This window comes from Streptomyces sp. NBC_01335, assembly GCF_035953295.1.
Lineage (GTDB): Bacteria > Actinomycetota > Actinomycetes > Streptomycetales > Streptomycetaceae > Streptomyces.
Map to the genome: position 1 here is coordinate 3,192,374 of NZ_CP108370.1, position 18,738 is coordinate 3,211,111.

Annotated in this window: 13 protein-coding genes and 1 pseudogene; 9 read left to right on the forward strand and 5 right to left on the reverse strand. The window is 72.7% G+C overall.

What is annotated here, in order from left to right:
- Window positions 1-26: 26 nt before the first annotated feature.
- Window positions 27-1,973, forward strand: a complete 1,947-nt coding sequence (locus tag OG599_RS13690) for a 2-oxoacid:acceptor oxidoreductase subunit alpha (protein ID WP_327176243.1) — start codon at window positions 27-29, stop codon at window positions 1,971-1,973.
- Window positions 1,966-3,027 carry a 2-oxoacid:ferredoxin oxidoreductase subunit beta gene (locus tag OG599_RS13695; RefSeq protein ID WP_327176244.1) on the forward strand — a complete coding sequence of 354 codons (1,062 nt, stop codon included), beginning with the start codon at window positions 1,966-1,968 and terminating at the stop codon, window positions 3,025-3,027. Before OG599_RS13690 ends, OG599_RS13695 begins: the two co-directional genes overlap by 8 nt.
- Before the next feature lie 171 nt (window positions 3,028-3,198).
- Here the strand turns inward: OG599_RS13695 and OG599_RS13700 are convergent, their stop codons facing one another.
- A complete protein-coding gene (locus OG599_RS13700; RefSeq protein ID WP_327176245.1) occupies window positions 3,199-3,606 on the reverse strand; it encodes a winged helix-turn-helix transcriptional regulator in 408 nt (135 codons plus the stop codon).
- Between the two features lie 169 nt (window positions 3,607-3,775).
- On the opposite strand from OG599_RS13700, the gene OG599_RS13705 reads away from it, so the two are divergent.
- The 4 genes from OG599_RS13705 to OG599_RS13720 all read left to right on the forward strand — a co-directional run bounded on the left by OG599_RS13705 (window position 3,776) and on the right by OG599_RS13720 (window position 8,963).
- Window positions 3,776-4,636, forward strand: coding sequence for an SDR family oxidoreductase (locus tag OG599_RS13705; RefSeq protein WP_327176246.1), 861 nt, complete (start codon window positions 3,776-3,778; stop codon window positions 4,634-4,636).
- 170 nt (window positions 4,637-4,806) lie between these two features.
- A complete protein-coding gene (gene rarD / locus OG599_RS13710) occupies window positions 4,807-5,838 on the forward strand; it encodes an EamA family transporter RarD (RefSeq protein ID WP_327176247.1) in 1,032 nt (343 codons plus the stop codon).
- Window positions 5,839-5,908: 70 nt separating this feature from the next.
- Window positions 5,909-7,531, forward strand: a complete 1,623-nt coding sequence (locus tag OG599_RS13715) for an FAD-dependent monooxygenase (protein WP_327176248.1) — start codon at window positions 5,909-5,911, stop codon at window positions 7,529-7,531.
- 604 nt (window positions 7,532-8,135) lie between these two features.
- Window positions 8,136-8,963, forward strand: coding sequence for a Cof-type HAD-IIB family hydrolase (locus tag OG599_RS13720; protein WP_327176249.1), 828 nt, complete (start codon window positions 8,136-8,138; stop codon window positions 8,961-8,963).
- 113 nt (window positions 8,964-9,076) lie between these two features.
- On the opposite strand, the gene OG599_RS13725 is transcribed toward OG599_RS13720, so the two are convergent.
- The 3 genes from OG599_RS13725 to OG599_RS13735 all read right to left on the reverse strand — a co-directional run bounded on the left by OG599_RS13725 (window position 9,077) and on the right by OG599_RS13735 (window position 12,447).
- The gene (locus OG599_RS13725; RefSeq protein WP_327176250.1) at window positions 9,077-9,721 is read right to left on the reverse strand and encodes a TetR/AcrR family transcriptional regulator; all 645 of its coding nucleotides are present in this window, start codon (window positions 9,719-9,721) and stop codon (window positions 9,077-9,079) included.
- Window positions 9,722-9,948: 227 nt separating this feature from the next.
- The gene (locus OG599_RS13730) at window positions 9,949-11,199 is read right to left on the reverse strand and encodes a LolA family protein (RefSeq protein ID WP_327176251.1); all 1,251 of its coding nucleotides are present in this window, start codon (window positions 11,197-11,199) and stop codon (window positions 9,949-9,951) included.
- Between the two features lie 237 nt (window positions 11,200-11,436).
- Window positions 11,437-12,447, reverse strand: a complete 1,011-nt coding sequence (locus OG599_RS13735) for a polyprenyl synthetase family protein (protein ID WP_327176252.1) — start codon at window positions 12,445-12,447, stop codon at window positions 11,437-11,439.
- A gap of 220 nt (window positions 12,448-12,667) precedes the next feature.
- Here OG599_RS13735 and OG599_RS13740 point away from each other — a divergent pair, with 220 nt between their 5' ends.
- From OG599_RS13740 to OG599_RS13750, 3 genes and pseudogenes are all read left to right on the forward strand, one after another.
- Window positions 12,668-14,662 (forward strand): CocE/NonD family hydrolase, encoded by a 1,995-nt coding sequence (locus tag OG599_RS13740; RefSeq protein ID WP_327176253.1) that lies wholly within the window; start codon window positions 12,668-12,670, stop codon window positions 14,660-14,662.
- A gap of 140 nt (window positions 14,663-14,802) precedes the next feature.
- Window positions 14,803-16,035 carry a fumarylacetoacetase gene (fahA, locus tag OG599_RS13745; protein WP_327176254.1) on the forward strand — a complete coding sequence of 411 codons (1,233 nt, stop codon included), beginning with the start codon at window positions 14,803-14,805 and terminating at the stop codon, window positions 16,033-16,035.
- Between the two features lie 133 nt (window positions 16,036-16,168).
- Window positions 16,169-16,348 (forward strand): annotated as a pseudogene (locus OG599_RS13750) (Uma2 family endonuclease); the annotation flags it as partial.
- Window positions 16,349-16,480: 132 nt separating this feature from the next.
- Here OG599_RS13750 and recQ read toward each other — a convergent pair.
- Window positions 16,481-18,592, reverse strand: a complete 2,112-nt coding sequence (recQ, locus tag OG599_RS13755; RefSeq protein WP_327176255.1) for a DNA helicase RecQ — start codon at window positions 18,590-18,592, stop codon at window positions 16,481-16,483.
- Between the last annotated feature and the right edge of the window lie 146 nt (window positions 18,593-18,738).

The following is an 18,738-nucleotide window of genomic DNA, read 5'->3' on the forward strand; positions in this document are numbered from 1 at the left end:
CCGCCGCCCAAGGGAGGTCCAGTTCAGTGACCAGCCAGGTCAGTAGCCAGGCCGATATGACCGACGAGGCTGTCGTGGGGGAGCAACGTGCTCCCCGTGCGACGAATGCGGAGGTCGGCGTGAAAGAAATCCGTCGACTGGATCGAGTCATCATTCGATTCGCCGGGGATTCCGGCGACGGTATGCAGTTGACGGGCGACCGTTTCACCTCGGAGACGGCGTCGTTCGGCAATGACCTGTCGACCCTGCCGAACTTCCCGGCCGAGATCAGGGCGCCCGCGGGGACGCTGCCCGGTGTCTCGTCCTTCCAGCTGCACTTCGCGGACCACGACATCCTCACGCCCGGCGACGCACCGAACGTCCTGGTGGCGATGAACCCGGCGGCCCTGCGGGCCAACATCGGGGACGTCCCGCGCGGGGCCGAGGTGATCGTCAACACCGACGAGTTCACCAAGCGCCCGATGGCGAAGGTCGGTTACGCCACCTCCCCGCTGGAGGACGGTTCGCTGGAGGCGTTCAACGTCCACCCGGTGCCGCTGACCACCCTGACGATCGAGGCGCTGAAGGACTTCGGCCTCTCCCGGAAGGAGGCCGAGCGGAGCAAGAACATGTTCGCGCTGGGCCTGCTGTCGTGGATGTACCACCGGCCGACGGAGGGGACGGAGACGTTCCTGCGGCAGAAGTTCGCGAAGAAGCCGCAGATCGCGGAGGCGAACGTGGCCGCGTTCCGCGCCGGGTGGAACTTCGGCGAGACGACCGAGGACTTCGCGGTCTCCTACGAGGTCGCGCCGGCCTCGAAGGCGTTCCCGACGGGTACGTACCGCAACATCTCGGGGAACCTGGCCCTCAGTTACGGGCTGATCGCGGCGTCCCGGCAGGCCGGGCTGCCGCTCTACCTCGGCTCGTACCCGATCACTCCGGCCTCCGACATCCTGCACGAGTTGTCCAAGCACAAGAACTTCGGTGTGCGGACCTTCCAGGCCGAGGACGAGATCGCCGGGATCGGGGCGGCGCTGGGCGCCGCGTTCGGGGGGGCCCTGGGGGTGACGACGACCTCCGGGCCCGGGGTGGCGCTGAAGTCGGAGACCATCGGGCTGGCCGTCTCCCTCGAACTGCCGCTGCTGATCGTGGACATCCAGCGCGGCGGCCCGTCCACCGGGCTGCCCACCAAGACCGAGCAGGCCGACCTGCTCCAGGCGATGTACGGCCGCAACGGCGAGGCCCCCGTCCCGGTGGTCGCGCCGAAGACCCCGGCGGACTGCTTCGACGCCGCGCTGGAAGCCGCCCGGATCGCCCTGACCTACCGCACCCCGGTCTTCCTGCTCTCCGACGGGTACCTCGCCAACGGCTCCGAGCCCTGGCGCATCCCGGACCCGGAGCAGCTCCCCGACCTCCAGGTCACCTTCGCCACCACCCCGAACCACACGCTCGCCGACGGCACCGAGGTGTTCTGGCCGTACAAGCGCGATCCCGAGACGCTGGCCCGCCCGTGGGCGGTGCCGGGAACACCGGGCCTTGAGCACCGGATCGGCGGGATCGAGAAGCAGGACGGCACCGGGAACATCTCCTACGACCCGGCCAACCACGCATTCATGGTCCGCACCCGCCAGGCGAAGATCGACAACATCGCGGTCCCGGACCTGGAGGTGGACGACCCCGCCGGCGCCACCACCCTCGTCCTGGGCTGGGGTTCGACCTACGGGCCCATCACCGCCGCCGTACGCAGACTCCGCGCGGCCGGCGACACCATCGCCCAGGCCCACCTGCGCCACCTCAACCCCTTCCCGCGCAACCTCGGCGAGATCCTCCAGCGGTACGAGAAGGTCGTCGTGCCCGAGATGAACCTGGGCCAGCTCGCCACCCTGATCCGTGCGAGATACCTCGTCGACGCCCACTCCTACAACCAGGTCAACGGCATGCCCTTCAAGGCCGAACAGCTCGCCACCGCCCTGAAGGAGGCCATCGATGGCTGACGCCGCCCACCCCCTGCTCCAGCTCGTCCCCAAGGCCGAGTCGCCGCAGACGATGAAGGACTTCAAGTCCGACCAGGAAGTCCGCTGGTGCCCCGGCTGCGGCGACTACGCCGTTCTCGCCGCCGTGCAGGGCTTCATGCCCGAGCTCGGGCTCGCCAAGGAGAACATCGTCTTCGTCTCCGGCATCGGCTGCTCGTCCCGCTTTCCGTACTACATGAACACCTACGGGATGCACTCCATCCACGGCCGCGCCCCCTCCATCGCCACCGGCCTCGCCACCTCGCGGCGGGACCTGTCGGTGTGGGTCGTCACCGGGGACGGCGATGCTCTCTCCATCGGCGGCAACCACCTCATCCACGCCCTGCGCCGGAACGTCAATCTGAAGATCCTTCTGTTCAACAACCGGATCTACGGACTGACCAAGGGCCAGTACTCCCCCACCTCCGAGATGGGCAAGATCACCAAGTCGACACCGATGGGCTCCCTGGACGCCCCGTTCAACCCGGTGTCCCTGGCGCTCGGCGCGGAGGCCTCGTTCGTGGCCCGGACGGTGGACTCCGACCGCAAGCACCTCACCGGCGTGCTGCGGGCGGCGGCCGACCACCCCGGCACGGCGCTGGTGGAGATCTACCAGAACTGCAACATCTTCAACGACGGCGCCTTCGAGGCCCTCAAGGACAAGGACCGCGCCCAGGAAGCGGTCATCCGCCTCGAACACGGGCAGCCGATCCTCTTCGGTGCGGACGGCTCGAAGGGCGTCGTCCGCGACCCGGCCACCGGCGACCTCCAGGTCGTCGCGGTCACCGAGGAGAACCGCTCCCGCGTCCTGGTCCACGACGCCCACGCCGCCTCTCCGACCACCGCGTTCGCCCTCTCCCGCCTCGCCGACCCCGACACCCTCCACCACACCCCGATCGGAGTCCTGCGCAGCGTCGAACGCCCGGTCTACGACACGCTGATGTCCCAGCAGCTGGACACCGCCGTCGAACAGCAGGGCAAGGGCGACCTGGCCGCGCTCCTCGCGGGCAAGGACACCTGGACGGTCGTCGGCTGAGCACCGGCACCACGCCCCGGCGCACCGGAGCCCGGGTCCCACTGCCCCGTCACTCACGGCAGCGGGACCCGGGCTCCGGTGTTCGCGAACGACGGTGGTTCCGGGCGGTGGTGATCCCGGACGGTGGTTCCGAGCGGTGGTGTTCCCGGACGACGGTGGTCCAGGCCCCCGTCACGCCTCGCGCGCGTCGTACGCCGCCCGCGCGGTGGCGACCACGTCCACCTGGTGCTCGGACCAGCGGGCCAGCTCCCACACGCGCTCGGCGGCCTCGCGGCCGAGCGGGGTGAGGGAGTAGTCCACCCGGGGCGGGATCACCGGCTGGGCGTCGCGGTGCACGAACCCGTCGCGCTCCAGCGTCCGCAGGGTCTGGGCCAGCATCTTCTCGCTGACGTTCTCGATGGTGCGGCGCAGTTCGCTGAAGCGGTACGGGCGTTCCAGCAGGGCCGCGAGCACCAGCACGCCCCAGCGGCTGGTGACGTGTTCCAGCACGATCCGGGACGGGCACATCGCCCGGTTCACGTCCGCTTCGCGGGCCGCCGCCGCCACGAGCTCTCCGGGGGTCTCCGTACGTACCGTCATGGCACCACCTTACTTCAAAGTGGGTACTTCCCCAGAGTAAGTACACCTCTTAAAGTGAGTGGAGTAAACGGCCTCGATACATCCGATAACGGGTGAATCGACCCGCGAGGGACACCCGCAGGACTGTGCGGCACGAACAGGACTGTGCGACACGAAGGAGAACCACCCCATGAGCATCGTCGTCACCGGAGCCACCGGACAGCTCGGACGCCTGGTCGTCGAGCAGCTGCTCGCCACCGTCCCGGCCGACCGGATCGCCGCGGTCGTCCGCGACGAGGAGAAGGCCGCCCCGCTCGCCGCACTCGGCGTCGAGCTGCGGGTCGCCGACTACGACCGGCCCGAGGCGCTCAAGGCGGCCTTCCGGGCCGGCGACCGGGTGCTGCTGATCTCCGGCAGCGAGGTCGGCAAGCGCGTGGAGCAGCACACCGCGGTGATCGACGCGGCGAAGGAGGCGGGCGTGGCGCAGCTGGCGTACACGGGCGTGCTGGGCGGACCGGCCGCCGACTTCCTGCTGGCCGGGGAGCACAAGGTGACCGAGCGGCTGATCCTGGACTCGGGGCTGCCCTACACCTTCCTGCGCAACGGCTGGTACACCGAGAACTACACCGCGAACCTGGCGCCGGTGCTGGAGCACGGCGCGGTGGTCGGCAACGCGGGCGAGGGGCGCATCGCCTCGGCGACCCGGGCCGACTTCGCCGCCGCTGCCGCCGCCGTACTGACCGGCGAGGGCCACCTGAACACCGCGTACGAGCTGAGCGGCGACACCGCCTGGTCGCTGGCGGAGTACGCCGCCGAGATCGCCCGGGCCACCGGCAAGGAGATCGCGTACCAGGAGGTGCCCGCCGCCGTGCACCAGGAGATCCTGGTCGGCGCCGGGCTGCCCGCGGGCTTCGCCGAGATCCTGGTCGACGTGGACGAGGCGATCGCCCGCGGCCTGCTCGCCGGCACCAGCGGCGACCTGGCCCGGCTCATCGGCCGGCCCACCACCCCGCTCGCCGTGACGGTCGCGGAGGCCGTCGCCGCCGCCTGACCGCTCGCGTACGAGGCGCGTACGGGACGCGCAGGGGGCGCGCGCGAGCCTCTACGCCCGGAGGATGCTCGCGTCATGACCGTTTCCGCGACACGGCAATGACGCGAGCCCTCTTCCGGAGCTACCTTCATGCCGTCGGCGACCGCCGGCCCACGCATGAGGGAGGCCCCGTGGAGGGGAAGGACGAGCAGCGGGCAGGGCTGCTCTACGGAATCGGCGCGTACGGGATGTGGGGCCTGGTCCCCCTCTTCTGGCCCCTGCTGAAGCCGTCCGGGGCGGCGGAGATCCTGGCCCACCGGATGGTGTGGTCGCTGGCCGTGGTCGGCGTCGCCATGCTCGTACTGAAGCGCTGGGCCTGGATCGGCGAACTGGTCCGCCGGCCGCGCAAGCTCGCCCTGATCACCGCCGCCGCGGCCGTGATCACGGTCAACTGGGGCCTGTACATCTGGTCCGTCAACAGCGGTCACGTGGTCGAGGCATCCCTCGGCTACTTCATCAACCCGCTGGTCACCATAGCCATGGGCGTGCTGCTCCTCGGCGAACGCCTGCGGCCCGCCCAGTGGGTAGCGGTGGCGACCGGATGCGCCGCCGTGCTCGTGCTCGCCATCGGATACGGCCGTCCACCGTGGATCTCCCTGGTGCTGGCCTTCTCGTTCGCGACGTACGGCCTGGCGAAGAAGAAGGTCAACATGGGCGGCCTGGAGTCGCTCGCCGCCGAGACGGCGGTCCTCTTCCTCCCGGCCCTCGGCTTCCTGCTCTGGCTCGGCGCGCACGGCAAGACCACCTTCACGTCCGGCGGCGGCGCCGGGCACGCGCTGCTGCTCGCCTCGACCGGGCTGGTGACGGCGATCCCGCTGATCGCCTTCGGGGCGGCGGCGATCCGCGTCCCGCTGTCGACGCTGGGCCTGCTCCAGTACCTGGCGCCGGTCTTCCAGTTCGGCCTCGGGGTGGCGTACTTCCACGAGGAGATGCCGCCGGAGCGCTGGGCCGGGTTCGCGCTGGTGTGGCTGGCCCTGACGCTGCTGACCTGGGACGCGCTGCGTACGGCGCGGCGCGGCCGGGCGGAGGCGCTCCGGCTCGCGGCCTCGGCGGCGGCGGCCGCGGTGACGGCGGTGCCCCCCTTGCAGGCCGGTGGCACCGTCGCCCCGACCACCACCGGCAGCCCGACGGGTTCCCCTTCCGGCACCCCCACCGATAAATAGTTACTCGGTTGCTTTTTTGCCCCGGTTGCGTTTCTCTTGGGGGCCCCGCACCCCTGCCCGAGGAGCAGCCATGACCACCGACGCACCCGTCACCGGCGCACCGGTCACCGACGTACTGATCGTGGGCGCCGGGCCCACCGGCCTGACCCTGGCGTGCGACCTCGCGCGCCGGGGGATCGGCGTCCGGATCATCGACAGGTCCGCCGCGCATCCGCGCAGTTCCCGGGCGAAGGGGCCGAACCTGCGGTCGCTGGAGGTCCTGGCGAGCCTCGGGGCGGCCGAGGAGGTGCTGGCGTCCGGGTCGCTGCCGCTGACCATGCGCAAGTACCGCGACCACGTCCCGGTCGCCGACTTCGACCCGTACGCCGATCCCGCCCCGGTCCCCGCCTCCGCCTTCGACTGGCCCCGGCTGATCGCCCAGTGGCGTCTGGAGGAGATCCTCCGCGACCGGCTGGCGAAGGACGGCGTCCAGGTCGAGCTGGGCACCGAGCTGGTCGGCCTCGACCAGCACCCCGAGGGCGGGGCGGCGGGGGTGACGGCCGCCCTCGCCGACGGCAGGACCGTCGCGGCGCGGTACGTGGTGGGCTGCGACGGGGCGCACAGCCCGGTGCGCAAGCTGCTCGGCATCCCCTTCACCGGCGAGACGCAGACCGACCAGGTGATGGTCTGCGGTGACGTCGAGATCGACGAGGACGCGCTCGACCGGGACATCTGGCACCAGTGGTTCGACGCCACCGGGGCCGTGATGCTCTGCCCGATCCCGGGCACCCGGGACGGCTGGTGGTTCCAGGCGGGGCCCGAGCGGGACGCGGCGGGCTCGCCGCAGCCGCCGACCGAGGAGGGCTTCCGCCGCCTCCTCACCCGGCACACCGGACTCCCCGGCGCGGTGCTCCGCCGCGCCACCCTGCTCTCCACGTACCGCGTCAACGTCCGCATGGCCGACCGCTTCCGGGACGGCCGGGTGCTGCTCGCCGGGGACGCGGCGCACGTCCACTCGATCGCGGGCGGGATGGGCATGAACACCGGCATCCAGGACGCCTTCAACCTCGGCTGGAAGCTCGCGCACGTGCTGACCGGTCTCGCGGCACCGGCCCTGCTCGACACCTACGAGGAGGAGCGGCTGCCCGTCGCCGCCTGGACCCTGGAGTTCACCTCCGAGCGGCTCGCGGAGACGATGGCCGCCATCCGCCTCCCCGGCGGCGGGCTGGACTCGGCGACCGCCGCCGGGGAGGCGAGCGGCCTGTCCACCGGCTACCGGTGGAGTTCGCTCGCCGCCGGAGCCCCGGAGCACGGGCCCCGCGCCGGGGACCGGGCGCCGGACGCGCCGTGCCGGTCGGTGGCCACAGGTGCGCCGGCCCGGCTGCACCACCTCTTCGCCGCACCGCACCCGGTCCTCCTCGGCTTCGGCCCGGAGAGCGAGCCGGTCCTCCGCGCGGCGACGGAGGCGTACGGCGACGCCGTCCGCGTCCACCGGGTGTACGGCCCCGCCGAGGTGCCGGACGGCCCGGCGGGCGTGGTCGACCACGAGGGCCGGGCCCGCGCGGCGTACGAACCCGGCGCGAACGGCACCGTCGTGGTGGTCCGCCCCGACCACCACCTCGGACTCGTCGCCCCTGCGGCGGAGGCGTCCCGGGTGCGGGAGTACCTGGCGCTGCTGTGCGGCGGGGCGGAGGGCGCGGCTTCCCGCGGGTGACGGTCAGGCCGGGTCCGCCCCTTCCCGTCGGGCGGGCGGCGCCGACGGCGCGCGCCGTCCCCCGGGATGTCCGGCCCCTGGCGCGCGCCGTCCCGCTGGGCCGAACGGGCGTCGAAGGATCGTTTCGGCAGGGGCTCGCGGTTCCCCCGTGAGCCCGCCCGGGCAGACCAAGGGCACCCCCCTCGTCGGCAGCTCCGCCGGACCCCCGGCCCGTCGGCACCGGTGTCGCCGTCGGCGCTCGCACCGGTGCCGGGGCACCGGCCCCGCCGACGCACCACCTCCCGTCGCGGCGCACCAAGGGCTTCCCCCCGTACCCACCAGGGACGACGGGGCGGCTCCGGGCGTCACATCCACCCCGCACGCGCGTTCCCCCGGGCCGTGCGGGCGACCCGTACGGGCGTCCGACCGGCGCAGCACTCGGGAGGCAGGGGTTCCGGTTCGCTCCGGTACGCGCTTCCCCCACGGCGCGTACCGGGGCCAATCACCCAAGATCGCCCCTTTTCCTCCGCCCCGGCGGCCGCCCGCGTCCCCTCCCGCCGGAAAGCTGACCGTCGCCCCAGGTCAGGGCCGTCCGGCGAAAAGCCGATCTCCCTACGCTGGAACCATGCATTCGTCACCCGCGCCCGCGCACGTCCGGCTCGCGCACACCCTCGTCGCCACGGACCTGGACGGCACCCTGCTGCTGCCCGACGACTCCGTGAGCCCCCGCACGCACGCGGCTCTCCGGCGCGCGGCCTCGGCCGGCGCCCGGCACATGATCGTCACCGGCCGGGCGGTCCCGGGGATACGCGCCCTCCTCGCGGAGCTGGACTACCGGGGCCCGGTCGTCTGCGGGCAGGGCACCCAGGTGTACGACCCCGAGTCGGCCCGGATGCTCCGCTCGGTCCCGCTGGACCGGGAGCTGGCCGACATGGCGCTGGGCAAGATCGAGGCGGAGGCCGGGCCGGTCTTCGCCGCCGTCGACCAGGACGGCCCGGCGGGGCTGACCCTGATCGAGCCCGGGTACCGGATGCCGCACCCGACGCTTCCCGCCCAGCGGGTCGGGCGCCGCGACGACCTCTGGGCAGAGCCCGTCATCAAGGTGATGGTGCGCCACCCGGACCTGACCGACGACGAACTCGCCGCTCTCGGCCGGGCAGCCGTGGGCGATCTGGCGACGGTCACGATGGCCGGACCCGGCACGGTCGAACTCGCCCCCTACGGCGTGCACAAGGGCACCGGTCTCGCGGTGGCGGCGGAACTCCTCGACCTGGACCCGGCGGACGCCATCGCCTTCGGCGACATGCCCAACGACCTGCCCATGTTCGGCCTGGTCGGGCACGGGGTGGCGATGGGCAACGCCCATCCGGAGCTGAAGGCCGCCGCCGACGAGGTCACGCTGTCGCACACCGAGGACGGCATAGCGGTGGTGCTGGAACGTCTCTTCGGCTGACCGGCCGCCTCACCGGCCGACCAACGCCCTCAGGCCGACCAGCGCCTCCGGCCGCCCGGCCTCTTCGGTCGCCCCGTCCCCGGGACACCGGGCGGGCCCCCGCCGCCGCCCTCTCAGGCGAGGCCCGCTTCCGCGACCGGTGCGGCGTCCGACTCCCCGCCCGGCTCGCCGCCCACCACCGCGCCCGGACCGCGCAGCACCACCGCGACCAGTGCGGCGATCGCCGCCTCGTCCTGGGGCGGTTTGCGCAGGACGTGGCGGTAGTACACCGGCCCGTAGAGCAGCTCGACCATCAGCCGCGGGTCGGCGCCGGCCGGGATCTGGCCCCGGTCCTGGGCCTGGGCCAGCAGGGTGACGGCCATGTCGACCCGTGGGTCGACGACCCGCTCGGCGAGGTCCCGGGCGAGGTCCTCGTCGTGGTGGAGCTCGGAGAGTATGCCCGCGTACGCCGGTCCGTACGGGGGTGTGCCGAGGAGCTGTACCGCCAGTCCGATGTGGCGGCGGAGATCGGCCTCGATGTCGCCGGTGTCGGCGAACGGGGCGGCGTCGGCGAGGACCTCGGTGAAGATCTCCATCAGGATGCCGCTCTTCGCCGGCCACCACCGGTAGATCGTCTTCTTGCTGACACCGGCCCGGGCGGCGATGGCCTCCACCGTCACCCGCCCGTAGCCCCGCTCCGTGCAGAGCTCCAGCGCCGCCTCCAGGATCGCGCGTCGGGACCGTTCGCTGCGTCGCACAGAACTCGGCAATCCGCTCATTCCGTGAGCATAGGACCCCTCTCACCACTCCTTGTTGACAGGTCGTCGCCAAAAGTCGAACATGAGCGAGGCGGAAACGGAACGTACCGTGTCGGCTCCGCCGTTCGCACCGTTCGTGCCGTTCGTGCCGCGACGAGCCGATCGGGGGACGGCTCGGCCGGCCGACGGCACGGACGGCCCGGAGCCGATCGGCCCACCCTCTCCTGACCGGCCCCGGTACCCCCGCGTCAGTGGTCCGCGTTCGCCGCCCGCACGAGGGCGTCCCGGGTCACCGCACCGACGTAGACCTTGCCCTGATCGGTGACGAGAGCGTTCACCAGGCGCGTGCTGAAGACCGTGCCGGAGCCGAACTTCCCCGTTGCCTTGTCGCCGAAGGCGTCCAGCAGCGAGGAACTCCCCTTCGCCGACGCCAGGTCCGCACCGCCGGGCGCCTCGGCCCGCAGGATCGTGGTCCAGCCCTCACCCACCGCCTTCACACCCCCGGCGGCCCCGGCACCCCCGGCGCCGTCCGTGCCCTCCAGTCCGGCGAGGCCTCCGGGCAGCAGGTCCGCGAGGGCGCCGCTCCCCTTGCCCGCGGCGTCCTGGCCCGCGGCGTCCTCGGCCTCGGTCACCTTGGCGCCCTCGGGCGGGGTGAACTCGAACGTCGAGGCGGCGGGCTTGCCGAAGTCCACCTTGCTGAAGCCCACGTTGACGGCGGCCTTCCCGCCGGAGCTCGGGTTCAGGGTGAACCGCAGCGGTACGCCGTTCTCCGCGTCCACCGCGATCCGGACGGAGCCGATGGTCGAGCCGGACTGCTTCGGCTCGATGAGCAGCTGGTACGCGTCGCGCCCGGCGACCCGCACGGTGCCGTCGACGGTGACCGACGTGGTGTCACCGACCGCCTTCAGCGCCTGATCGGCGAACTGCTCGGGCGTGCCCTCGGCGGCGGCCCCGCGGCTGCTCTCCTCGTGCCCGCGAGCACCGGTCTTCGCGTGGAAGACCTCGTCGGACCCGCTCTCGTGGGCCCAGACCTCGTCGCTGTCGTGGATCAGGGTGTACTCGGAGGAGTTGCCGAGGATGGTCAGCCGCTGCTTGTCGGGGCCGTCGGCGGCCACCTTCAGGGTGTGCGTTCCCGAGGCCAGTTCGGTCAGCCGGTCCTCGGGTGCGGCACTGCCCGACGACGCCCCGGCGCTCTGTCCGAGGGAACCGGCGAGGCCGCCGAGCGAGGGGATGCCGAGGTCGGTGGTGATCTTCACCGTGCCGGAGAGCCGCTGGGTGTCCGATGCGGCGATCTTCTCGACCAGTTGCTGCGCGGTGATCTTCGGCAGGTCCGGGTCGCCGCTGTCGGCGAGGGCGGGGACGAGCCCGATGGTCGCGGCGGCCACTCCCGCCACCGCGACGGGAACGAGCGTGCGGGACGCCTTGCGGCGCATGCGGTCGGCGCGCGTGGTCGCGCCGGTGGGATCGCCCTGGGTCTCCGCGCTGTCGATGGGTGCCATGGTGTGCCCTACCTCCGTGGTCGGCGGCTTCCGTCACTGCGGTCGCGTTCGTCCACTCCCCACCGCGTCTCTCACCCGACGCTCTCACCCGATGGGGTCAGGAGGAGTGGTTGTTCTCCATCTGACCTCATCGGGGGATGTCACGCGTCAGCCCGCGGAATCAACTCCGCGTACGGCTCGGGTATGACGTCACTCCACCGGAGGTACGTCCACCCCCGGGGCTTCCCCTACGGAACGTCAGCCCGCCCGGTGCACCACGAGGTCGCACAGCTCGGCGAGCGCCGCCTTGGCGTAGCAGTCGGGCAGCGGGTTGAGGGCCGCGCGGGCGTCCTCGGCGTACCGGATGGTGTCGCGGCGGGCCTGCTCCAGCGCCGGGTGGACGCGCAGCCGGCGCAGCGCCTCGGCGAGGCGGGCGTCGTCGGCGAGGTCGCCGTCGAGCAGCTCCACCAGCTCCAGGTCGTCCGGCTTGCCGTCGGCGGCGGCCTGCGCGCGGAGCAGCAGGACGGGCAGGGTGGCGATGCCCTCGCGCAGGTCGGTGCCGGGGGTCTTGCCGGACTCGTGGGAGTCGGAGGCGATGTCGAGGACGTCGTCGGCGAGCTGGAAGGCGACGCCGAGCCGTTCGCCGTACTGGGTGAGGACGTCGACGGTCCGCTCGTCGGCGCCGGACATGAGGGCGCCGAAGCGGCCGGAGACGGCCATCAGGGAGCCGGTCTTGCCGCTGAGGACATCCATGTAGTGGTCGACCGGGTCGCGGCCCTCGCGCGGGCCGACCGTCTCCAGGATCTGTCCGGTGACCAGCCGTTCGAAGGCTTCGGCCTGGATGCGGACGGCCTCGGGACCGAGGTCGGAGAGGATGTGCGAGGCACGGGCGAAGAGGAAGTCGCCGGTGAGCAGGGCGACGGAGTTGCCCCAGCGGGCGTTGGCGCTGTCCACGCCTCGGCGGACTTCGGCCTCGTCCATCACGTCGTCGTGGTACAGCGTCGCCAGGTGCGTCAGTTCGACCACGACGGCCGAGGGCACCACGCCGGGGGCGTCGGAGTCGCCGAACTGGGACGCCAGCATCACCAGCAGGGGCCGGAACCGTTTGCCTCCGGCCCGGACCAGGTGCTGCGCGGCCTCCGTGATGAAGGGGACGTCGCTCTTGGTGGCATCGAGAAGCCCGGCCTCGACAGCGGCCAGGCCGGTCTGGACATCGGCCTCAAGAGCCTGGTCCCGCACGCGCAGCCCGAACGGCCCGACGACGGTCACGAGAGGGTCTCCTGTCTGCTGACGATCACACGAATGTCGATCTGTCGGCTGTCTTCACTCATGCCAGCGTATCCGGTCCCCTTTCGATCACCGTGGGCGGCTTCCCGCCACCGCCGGTATGTTCGGGATCGGCTCATACGATCACGAGTTGCCGCTTTGTCGCACCGCACGGAGACCGCCGGTTCGCCCGGGCCGCCGGACCCGCCCACCGAGGTACGCCATGCACATCCGGACCGAGTTCCCGTACGAGACCGTCCGCGAGGATCTCCGCGTCCCGCTGCCGGACGGCACCCTGCTGTACGCGCGTGTCTGGCGGCCCGTCACCGAGGAGCCGGTCCCCGCGCTGCTGGAGTACCTGCCGCACCGGCTCGGCGACGGGACGGCGCCCCGCGACCGCCAGCGGCACCCCTGGTACGCGGGCCACGGCTACGCCTCGGTGCGGGTGGATGTGCGGGGCCACGGCAACAGCGGGGGCCTGCCCGGCGACGCGTACGGCGACGCCGGGGTGGCCGACGGGGTGGCGGTCATCCACTGGCTGGCGCAGCGGGAGTGGTGCTCGGGCCGGGTCGGCATGTTCGGCATCTCCTGGGGCGGGGCCGCCTCGCTCCGGCTCGCCGCGGCGGCCCCGGACGCGCTGCGGGCGGTGGTCGCGGTGTGCTCCACGGACGACGGGTACGACAACGGCGGCCAGTACTGGGGCGGCTCGGTCCTCGCCTCGGACCTGCACGCCCGGGCCGCCGGGCTGCTCGCGGCGGCCGCCGAGCCGCCCGATCCCGAGCTCGTCGGGGACGGCTGGAAGGAGATGTGGCTGGAGCGGCTGGAGTCCCTCGACCCGCTCGTCCACACCTGGCTGGCCCATCAGACCCGGGACGCGTACTGGCTGCGCGCCGGCGTCCGCGAGGAGTACGGCGCGATCCGGGCCGCCGTCCTGGCGGTGGGCGGCTGGCACGATCCGTACCGCGACACCGTGCTGCGGCTCGTCGAGCACCTGGACCCGGCCCGGGTGCGGGGGCTGATCGGGCCCTGGCCGCACGCGTACCCGGACCGGGGCCGGCCGCCCGGTCCGGCGATCGGCTTCCTCCAGGAGACGCTGCGCTGGTGGGACCAGCACCTGAAGGGCCAGGAGACCGGAGTGATGAGCGAGCCCCTGCTGCGGTCCTGGATCAGCGGCTCCCACCCGCCCGCCACCCGGTACGAGTCGCTGCCCGGCCGCTGGGTCGGGGACGCGGCCTGGCCCTCCGCGAGCGTCACCCCGGTGGCGTACGCCCTGCGGGGCGGCGCCCGGATCGTCCGCTCGCCGCAGCAGACCGGGCTGGACGCGGGCCGGTTCTCGCCGTGCGGGAACGACGCCGACCTGCCGCCCGACCAGCGCGACGAGGACGCCAAGTCGGTCGCCTTCGAGTTCCCGGTGGAGGGGGCGCCGGTCGAGATCCTGGGCCGCCCCCGGGTACGGCTACGGCTGACCCTGGCGGTGCCGCGCGGCCAGGTCGTGGCCCGGCTCTGCGACGTGGCACCGGACGGCTCCTCCGCCCTGGTCACCCGGGGCGCCCTCAATCTGGCGACCCGCCACGGCCGCGACCGCGCCGAGGACTGGCCGCCCGGCACGACCGAGGACGTCACCTTCGAACTGAACGGCATCGGGCACGCCTTCGCGCCCGGCCACCGCATCCGGCTGGCCGTCTCCTCCTCGTACTGGCCCTGGGTCTGGCCGCAGGCGGACTCGGCGGGGTTCACGCTCGACGCGGACGGCAGCCTGGTGGAGCTCCCGGTCCGCCGGTCCGCCGAGGACCCGGCCCCCGTCTTCGTCGAGCCCGAACAGGCCGAGCCGTTCGGCGAGGCCGTCCCGGCGACCCTGGACGGGGAGCGCCCGGAGCGGCGGATCGTCCGGGACCTCGCCCGGGGCGAATGGCGGCTGGAGGCCGACCCGAACCCGGGCGGGACGCGGTTCCACCCGGACGGCCTGGAGATCACCGAGGACGCCCTCGACACCTTCACCATCCAGCAGGACGACCCGTTGTCGGCGCGGGCCAGGTCGGACCGCACGGTCCGGCTGCACCGGTCGGAGACGGCCTGGCGGACGGAGATCACGACCCGTTCGGAGACCGGCGCGGACGCGACGCACTTCGTCACCTCCGACGAGGTGGTCTGCAAGGACGGCGACGAGATCGTCTTCCACCGCACCTGGGAGAAGCGCATCCCCCGCACGGCCGGCTGACGGGCCGCCCAGCGGGTTGACGGACCGTCACGTACGGGTGCTTTCCGGACGGGTTCCTTCGGGTACGGGATCCGGGTGCGGACGCCTTCCGTGCGCATCGACGTAACGTGTCCCGCAAAGCGACTGGAAGGCAGCACCCCATGCCCGAGCAGAGCAGCCCGTTCGAGACCGACGAAGGCGACCCCTTCGGCCCGCACAACCTTCCGTACGGCGTCTTCTCCGTACCGGGGGAGGCTTCCGGCGGGCGGCGGGTCGGTGTCCGGATCGGCTCCCACGTGCTGGACGCCGGAGCGGCGGCCCACGTCCTCGGCTCCCCGTACGCCGGGCTGCTCGCGCGGCCCAGCCTGACGCCGCTGCTCGCGGCCGGGCGCACCGCCTGGCGGGACGTGCGCCGCGCGCTCACCGGATGGCTGACCGTCCCCTCGCACCGCGCCGAACTGGAGCCGCTGCTCCACCCGGTGGACGCGGTGACGCTCCATCTGCCGTACGAGGTCGCCGACTACGTCGACTTCTACGCCAGTGAGCACCACGCCACCAACGTCGGCCGGATCTTCCGCCCGGACGGTGCCGCGCTGACGCCCAACTGGAAGCACCTGCCGATCGGTTACCACGGCCGGGCCGGCACGGTCGTCGTCTCCGGCACGGACGTGGTGCGCCCGTCGGGGCAGCGCAAGGCGCCCACCGACGCGGCGCCCGTCTTCGGGCCCTCGGTGAAGCTGGACATCGAGGCCGAGGTCGGCTTCGTGGTGGGCGTGCCGTCCGCGCAGGGCACGGCGGTGCCGCTCGCCGACTTCCGCGAGCACGTCTTCGGCGTCCAGCTGCTCAACGACTGGTCGGCGCGCGACATCCAGGCGTGGGAGTACGTACCGCTCGGCCCGTTCCTCGGCAAATCCTTCGCCACCTCCGTCTCCGCGTGGGTGACCCCGCTGGAGGCGCTGGACGCGGCCCGTACCGCCCCGCCCGCCCGGGACGCGGAGCTGCTGCCGTACCTCGACGACGCGGACGAGGAGGAGCCGGGCGGCTTCGACCTGCGGATCTCCGTCGCGGTCAACGGCAAGCTCGTCGCCGAACCGCCGTTCTCCACCATGTACTGGACGGCGGCCCAGCAGTTGGCGCAGATGACGGTGAACGGCGCCTCGCTGCGCACCGGTGACCTCTACGGCTCCGGCACGGTGAGCGGACCCGAACCGCACCAGCGCGGCTCCCTCCTGGAGCTGACCTGGAACGGCCGCGACCCACTCGACCTGCCCGGGGGCACCCGGACCTTCCTGGAGGACGGCGACACGGTGACCATGACCGCGTGGGCGCCGGGGCCGCACGGCACCCGGGTGGGGCTCGGCGAGGTGACGGGGACGATCCGGGCGGCGGGGTGAAGGGGCTGGGGCCGGCCTTCCCGCCGGACTTCCTGGTCAACGCGCACGGATCCGTTCACCTGTTCGCGGGATCCCTGTCCTGTTCCGTCCCGATACGCTGGACGTGTCCGCGAGACTCCGGCCATGGGAGCCGATGAGCGTCGAACCCGAGGTACCGGAACCTCGGTGGGCGGTCCCGCCCGAGGGCGGCTGGACCGCTGATGACCTGGACACCCTCCCGAATCTGCCTCCGCACACGGAGCTGATCGACGGAAGCCTCGTCTTCGTGGGTCCGCAGACTCTTTTTCACATGCGGGCAGTCGACTTCTTCAACACCGGCTGAAGGTGTCCGTGCCGTTCCCGATCGACCTCGATCTCGGCGCGATCACGGCGCCGCGCCGGCCGGCGGAACCGAGGTAGTCCCGGCTCCCCCTACCGGCGTCCCGCCCGCCTGGCCCGTCCGGGATCACTCGTACTCCGGGGGCTCCTCGTCGTCCCAGCCGAATGCGGCGTCGGCGAACGGGTCACCGGTGTTCGCCGCCGTACGCGCGGGTGCCGGGCTGGGCGCGGGCTCGGCGGCGGCTCGGGCCGCGGGGGCGTCCGCGCGGGCCGCGGGTGCCGCCGCAGGCGCGTCGGTGGACTCCGCCGCGGAGGCGCCCAGCCCCGCCAGGACCTCCAGCACGCCCTCGCCGTAGGTCGCCAGCTTCTTCTCGCCCAGGCCGCTGACCCCGCCCAGCTCGGAGAGGGACGAGGGGTGGACGGTGGCGATCTCGCGCAGGGTCGCGTCGTGGAAGATGACGTACGCCGGGACGCCCTGCTCCTTCGCCGTCGCCGCGCGCCAGCCGCGCAGCGCCTCGAAGACGGGTACGGCGGACGCGGGCAGATCGGCGGCGGCAGCAGCCGACTTGGCGCGGCGTTCGCCCTTGGCCGCCGTCCGCTCGGTGGCCCGCTTGGGCTCCTTGCGCAGCAGGACCTCGCGCTCGCGGCCGAGGACCGTGGCGCTGGCGTCGGTCAGCACGAGGGTGCCGTACTCCCCCTCCACGGCGAGCAGGCCCTGGGCCAGCAGCTGGCGGACCACCCCGCGCCACTCGGCCTCGGCCAGCTCCTCGCCGATGCCGAAGACGGAGAGCTGGTCGTGGTCGAACTGGATGACCTTCGCGGTCTTGCGGCCCAGCAGGATGTCGATGATCTGCCCGGCGCCGAACTTCTGGTTCCGCTCCCGCTTCAGCCGGACCACGGTGGAGAGCAGCTTCTGCGAGACGACCGTGCCGTCCCAGGTCTCCGGCGGGACCAGGCAGGTGTCGCAGTTGCCGCAGGTGGCGGCGGTGGGTTCCTGACCGAAGTAGGTGAGGAGCTGGGCCCGGCGGCACTGGACGGTCTCGCAGAGCGCCAGCATCGAGTCCAGATGTGCGGAGGCGCGGCGGCGGTGTGCCTCGTCGCCGTCGCCGCCTTGGATGAGCTTGCGCTGCTGGACGACGTCCTGGAGGCCGTACGCCATCCACGCCGTGGAGGGGGCGCCGTCGCGTCCGGCGCGGCCGGTCTCCTGGTAGTACCCCTCGACGGACTTGGGGAGGTCGAGGTGGGCGACGAACCGGACGTCCGGCTTGTCGATGCCCATGCCGAAGGCGATCGTCGCGACGACGACGAGCCCCTCCTCGCGCAGGAAGCGGGACTGGTGGGCCGCGCGGGTCCCCGCGTCGAGGCCGGCGTGGTACGGCACGGCCTCGATGCCGTTGCGGCAGAGGTACTCGGCCGTCTTCTCGGTGGAGTTGCGGGAGAGGCAGTAGACGATGCCCGCGTCCCCGGTGTGCTCCTCCGTGAGGAAGGTGAGCAGCTGCTTCTTCGGGTCGGACTTGGGGACGATGCGGTACTGGATGTTGGGCCGGTCGAAGCTGGCCACGAAGTGCTTGGCGTCCGGCATGCCCAGGCGGCGGGTGATCTCCTGGTGCGTGGCGTCCGTCGCGGTCGCCGTCAGGGCGATGCGCGGGACGTCCGGCCAGCGCTCGCCGAGGACGGAGAGCGTGAGGTAGTCGGGGCGGAAGTCGTGGCCCCACTGGGCGACGCAGTGCGCCTCGTCGATCGCGAAGACGGAGACCGTGCCCCGGGAGAGGAGCGAGAGCGTGGCGTCCAGGCGCAGCCGTTCGGGCGCGAGGTAGAGGATGTCCAACTCTCCGGCGATGTACTGCGCCTCCATGGAGCGGCGCTCGTCGAAGTCCTGGGTGGAGTTGATGAAGCCGGCCCGGACGCCGAGGGCGCGCAGGGCGTCGACCTGGTCCTGCATGAGGGCGATCAGCGGGGAGACGACGACGCCGGTGCCGGGGCGGACCAGGGCGGGGATCTGGTAGCAGAGGGACTTGCCGCCGCCGGTGGGCATCAGGACGACGGCGTCGCCGCCCGCGACCACGTGCTCGATGATCGCGCCCTGCTCGCCCCGGAACGATTCGTACCCGAAGACCCGGTGCAGGGTCTGCCGCGCCTCGCTGCCGGCGCCCCCGCTTCCGTAGGTCCCGCCGTCTGTGGCCCCGCCGTCTGTGGCCCCGCTGCCGGTGGCCCCGGTCACGGCCTCGGTCACGTCCATGGTCCCGCCCGTCCTGCTCGTCGCTCTGTTCGCCGTCGTCGTGTCCGTCGTCCCTCGGGCCGTACGTCCCTCTTCACCATAGGCGGCCGGTACGACAACGCCGGACGGGCTTGACTCCAGCCCGTCCGGCGTCCAGGAACAGCGTG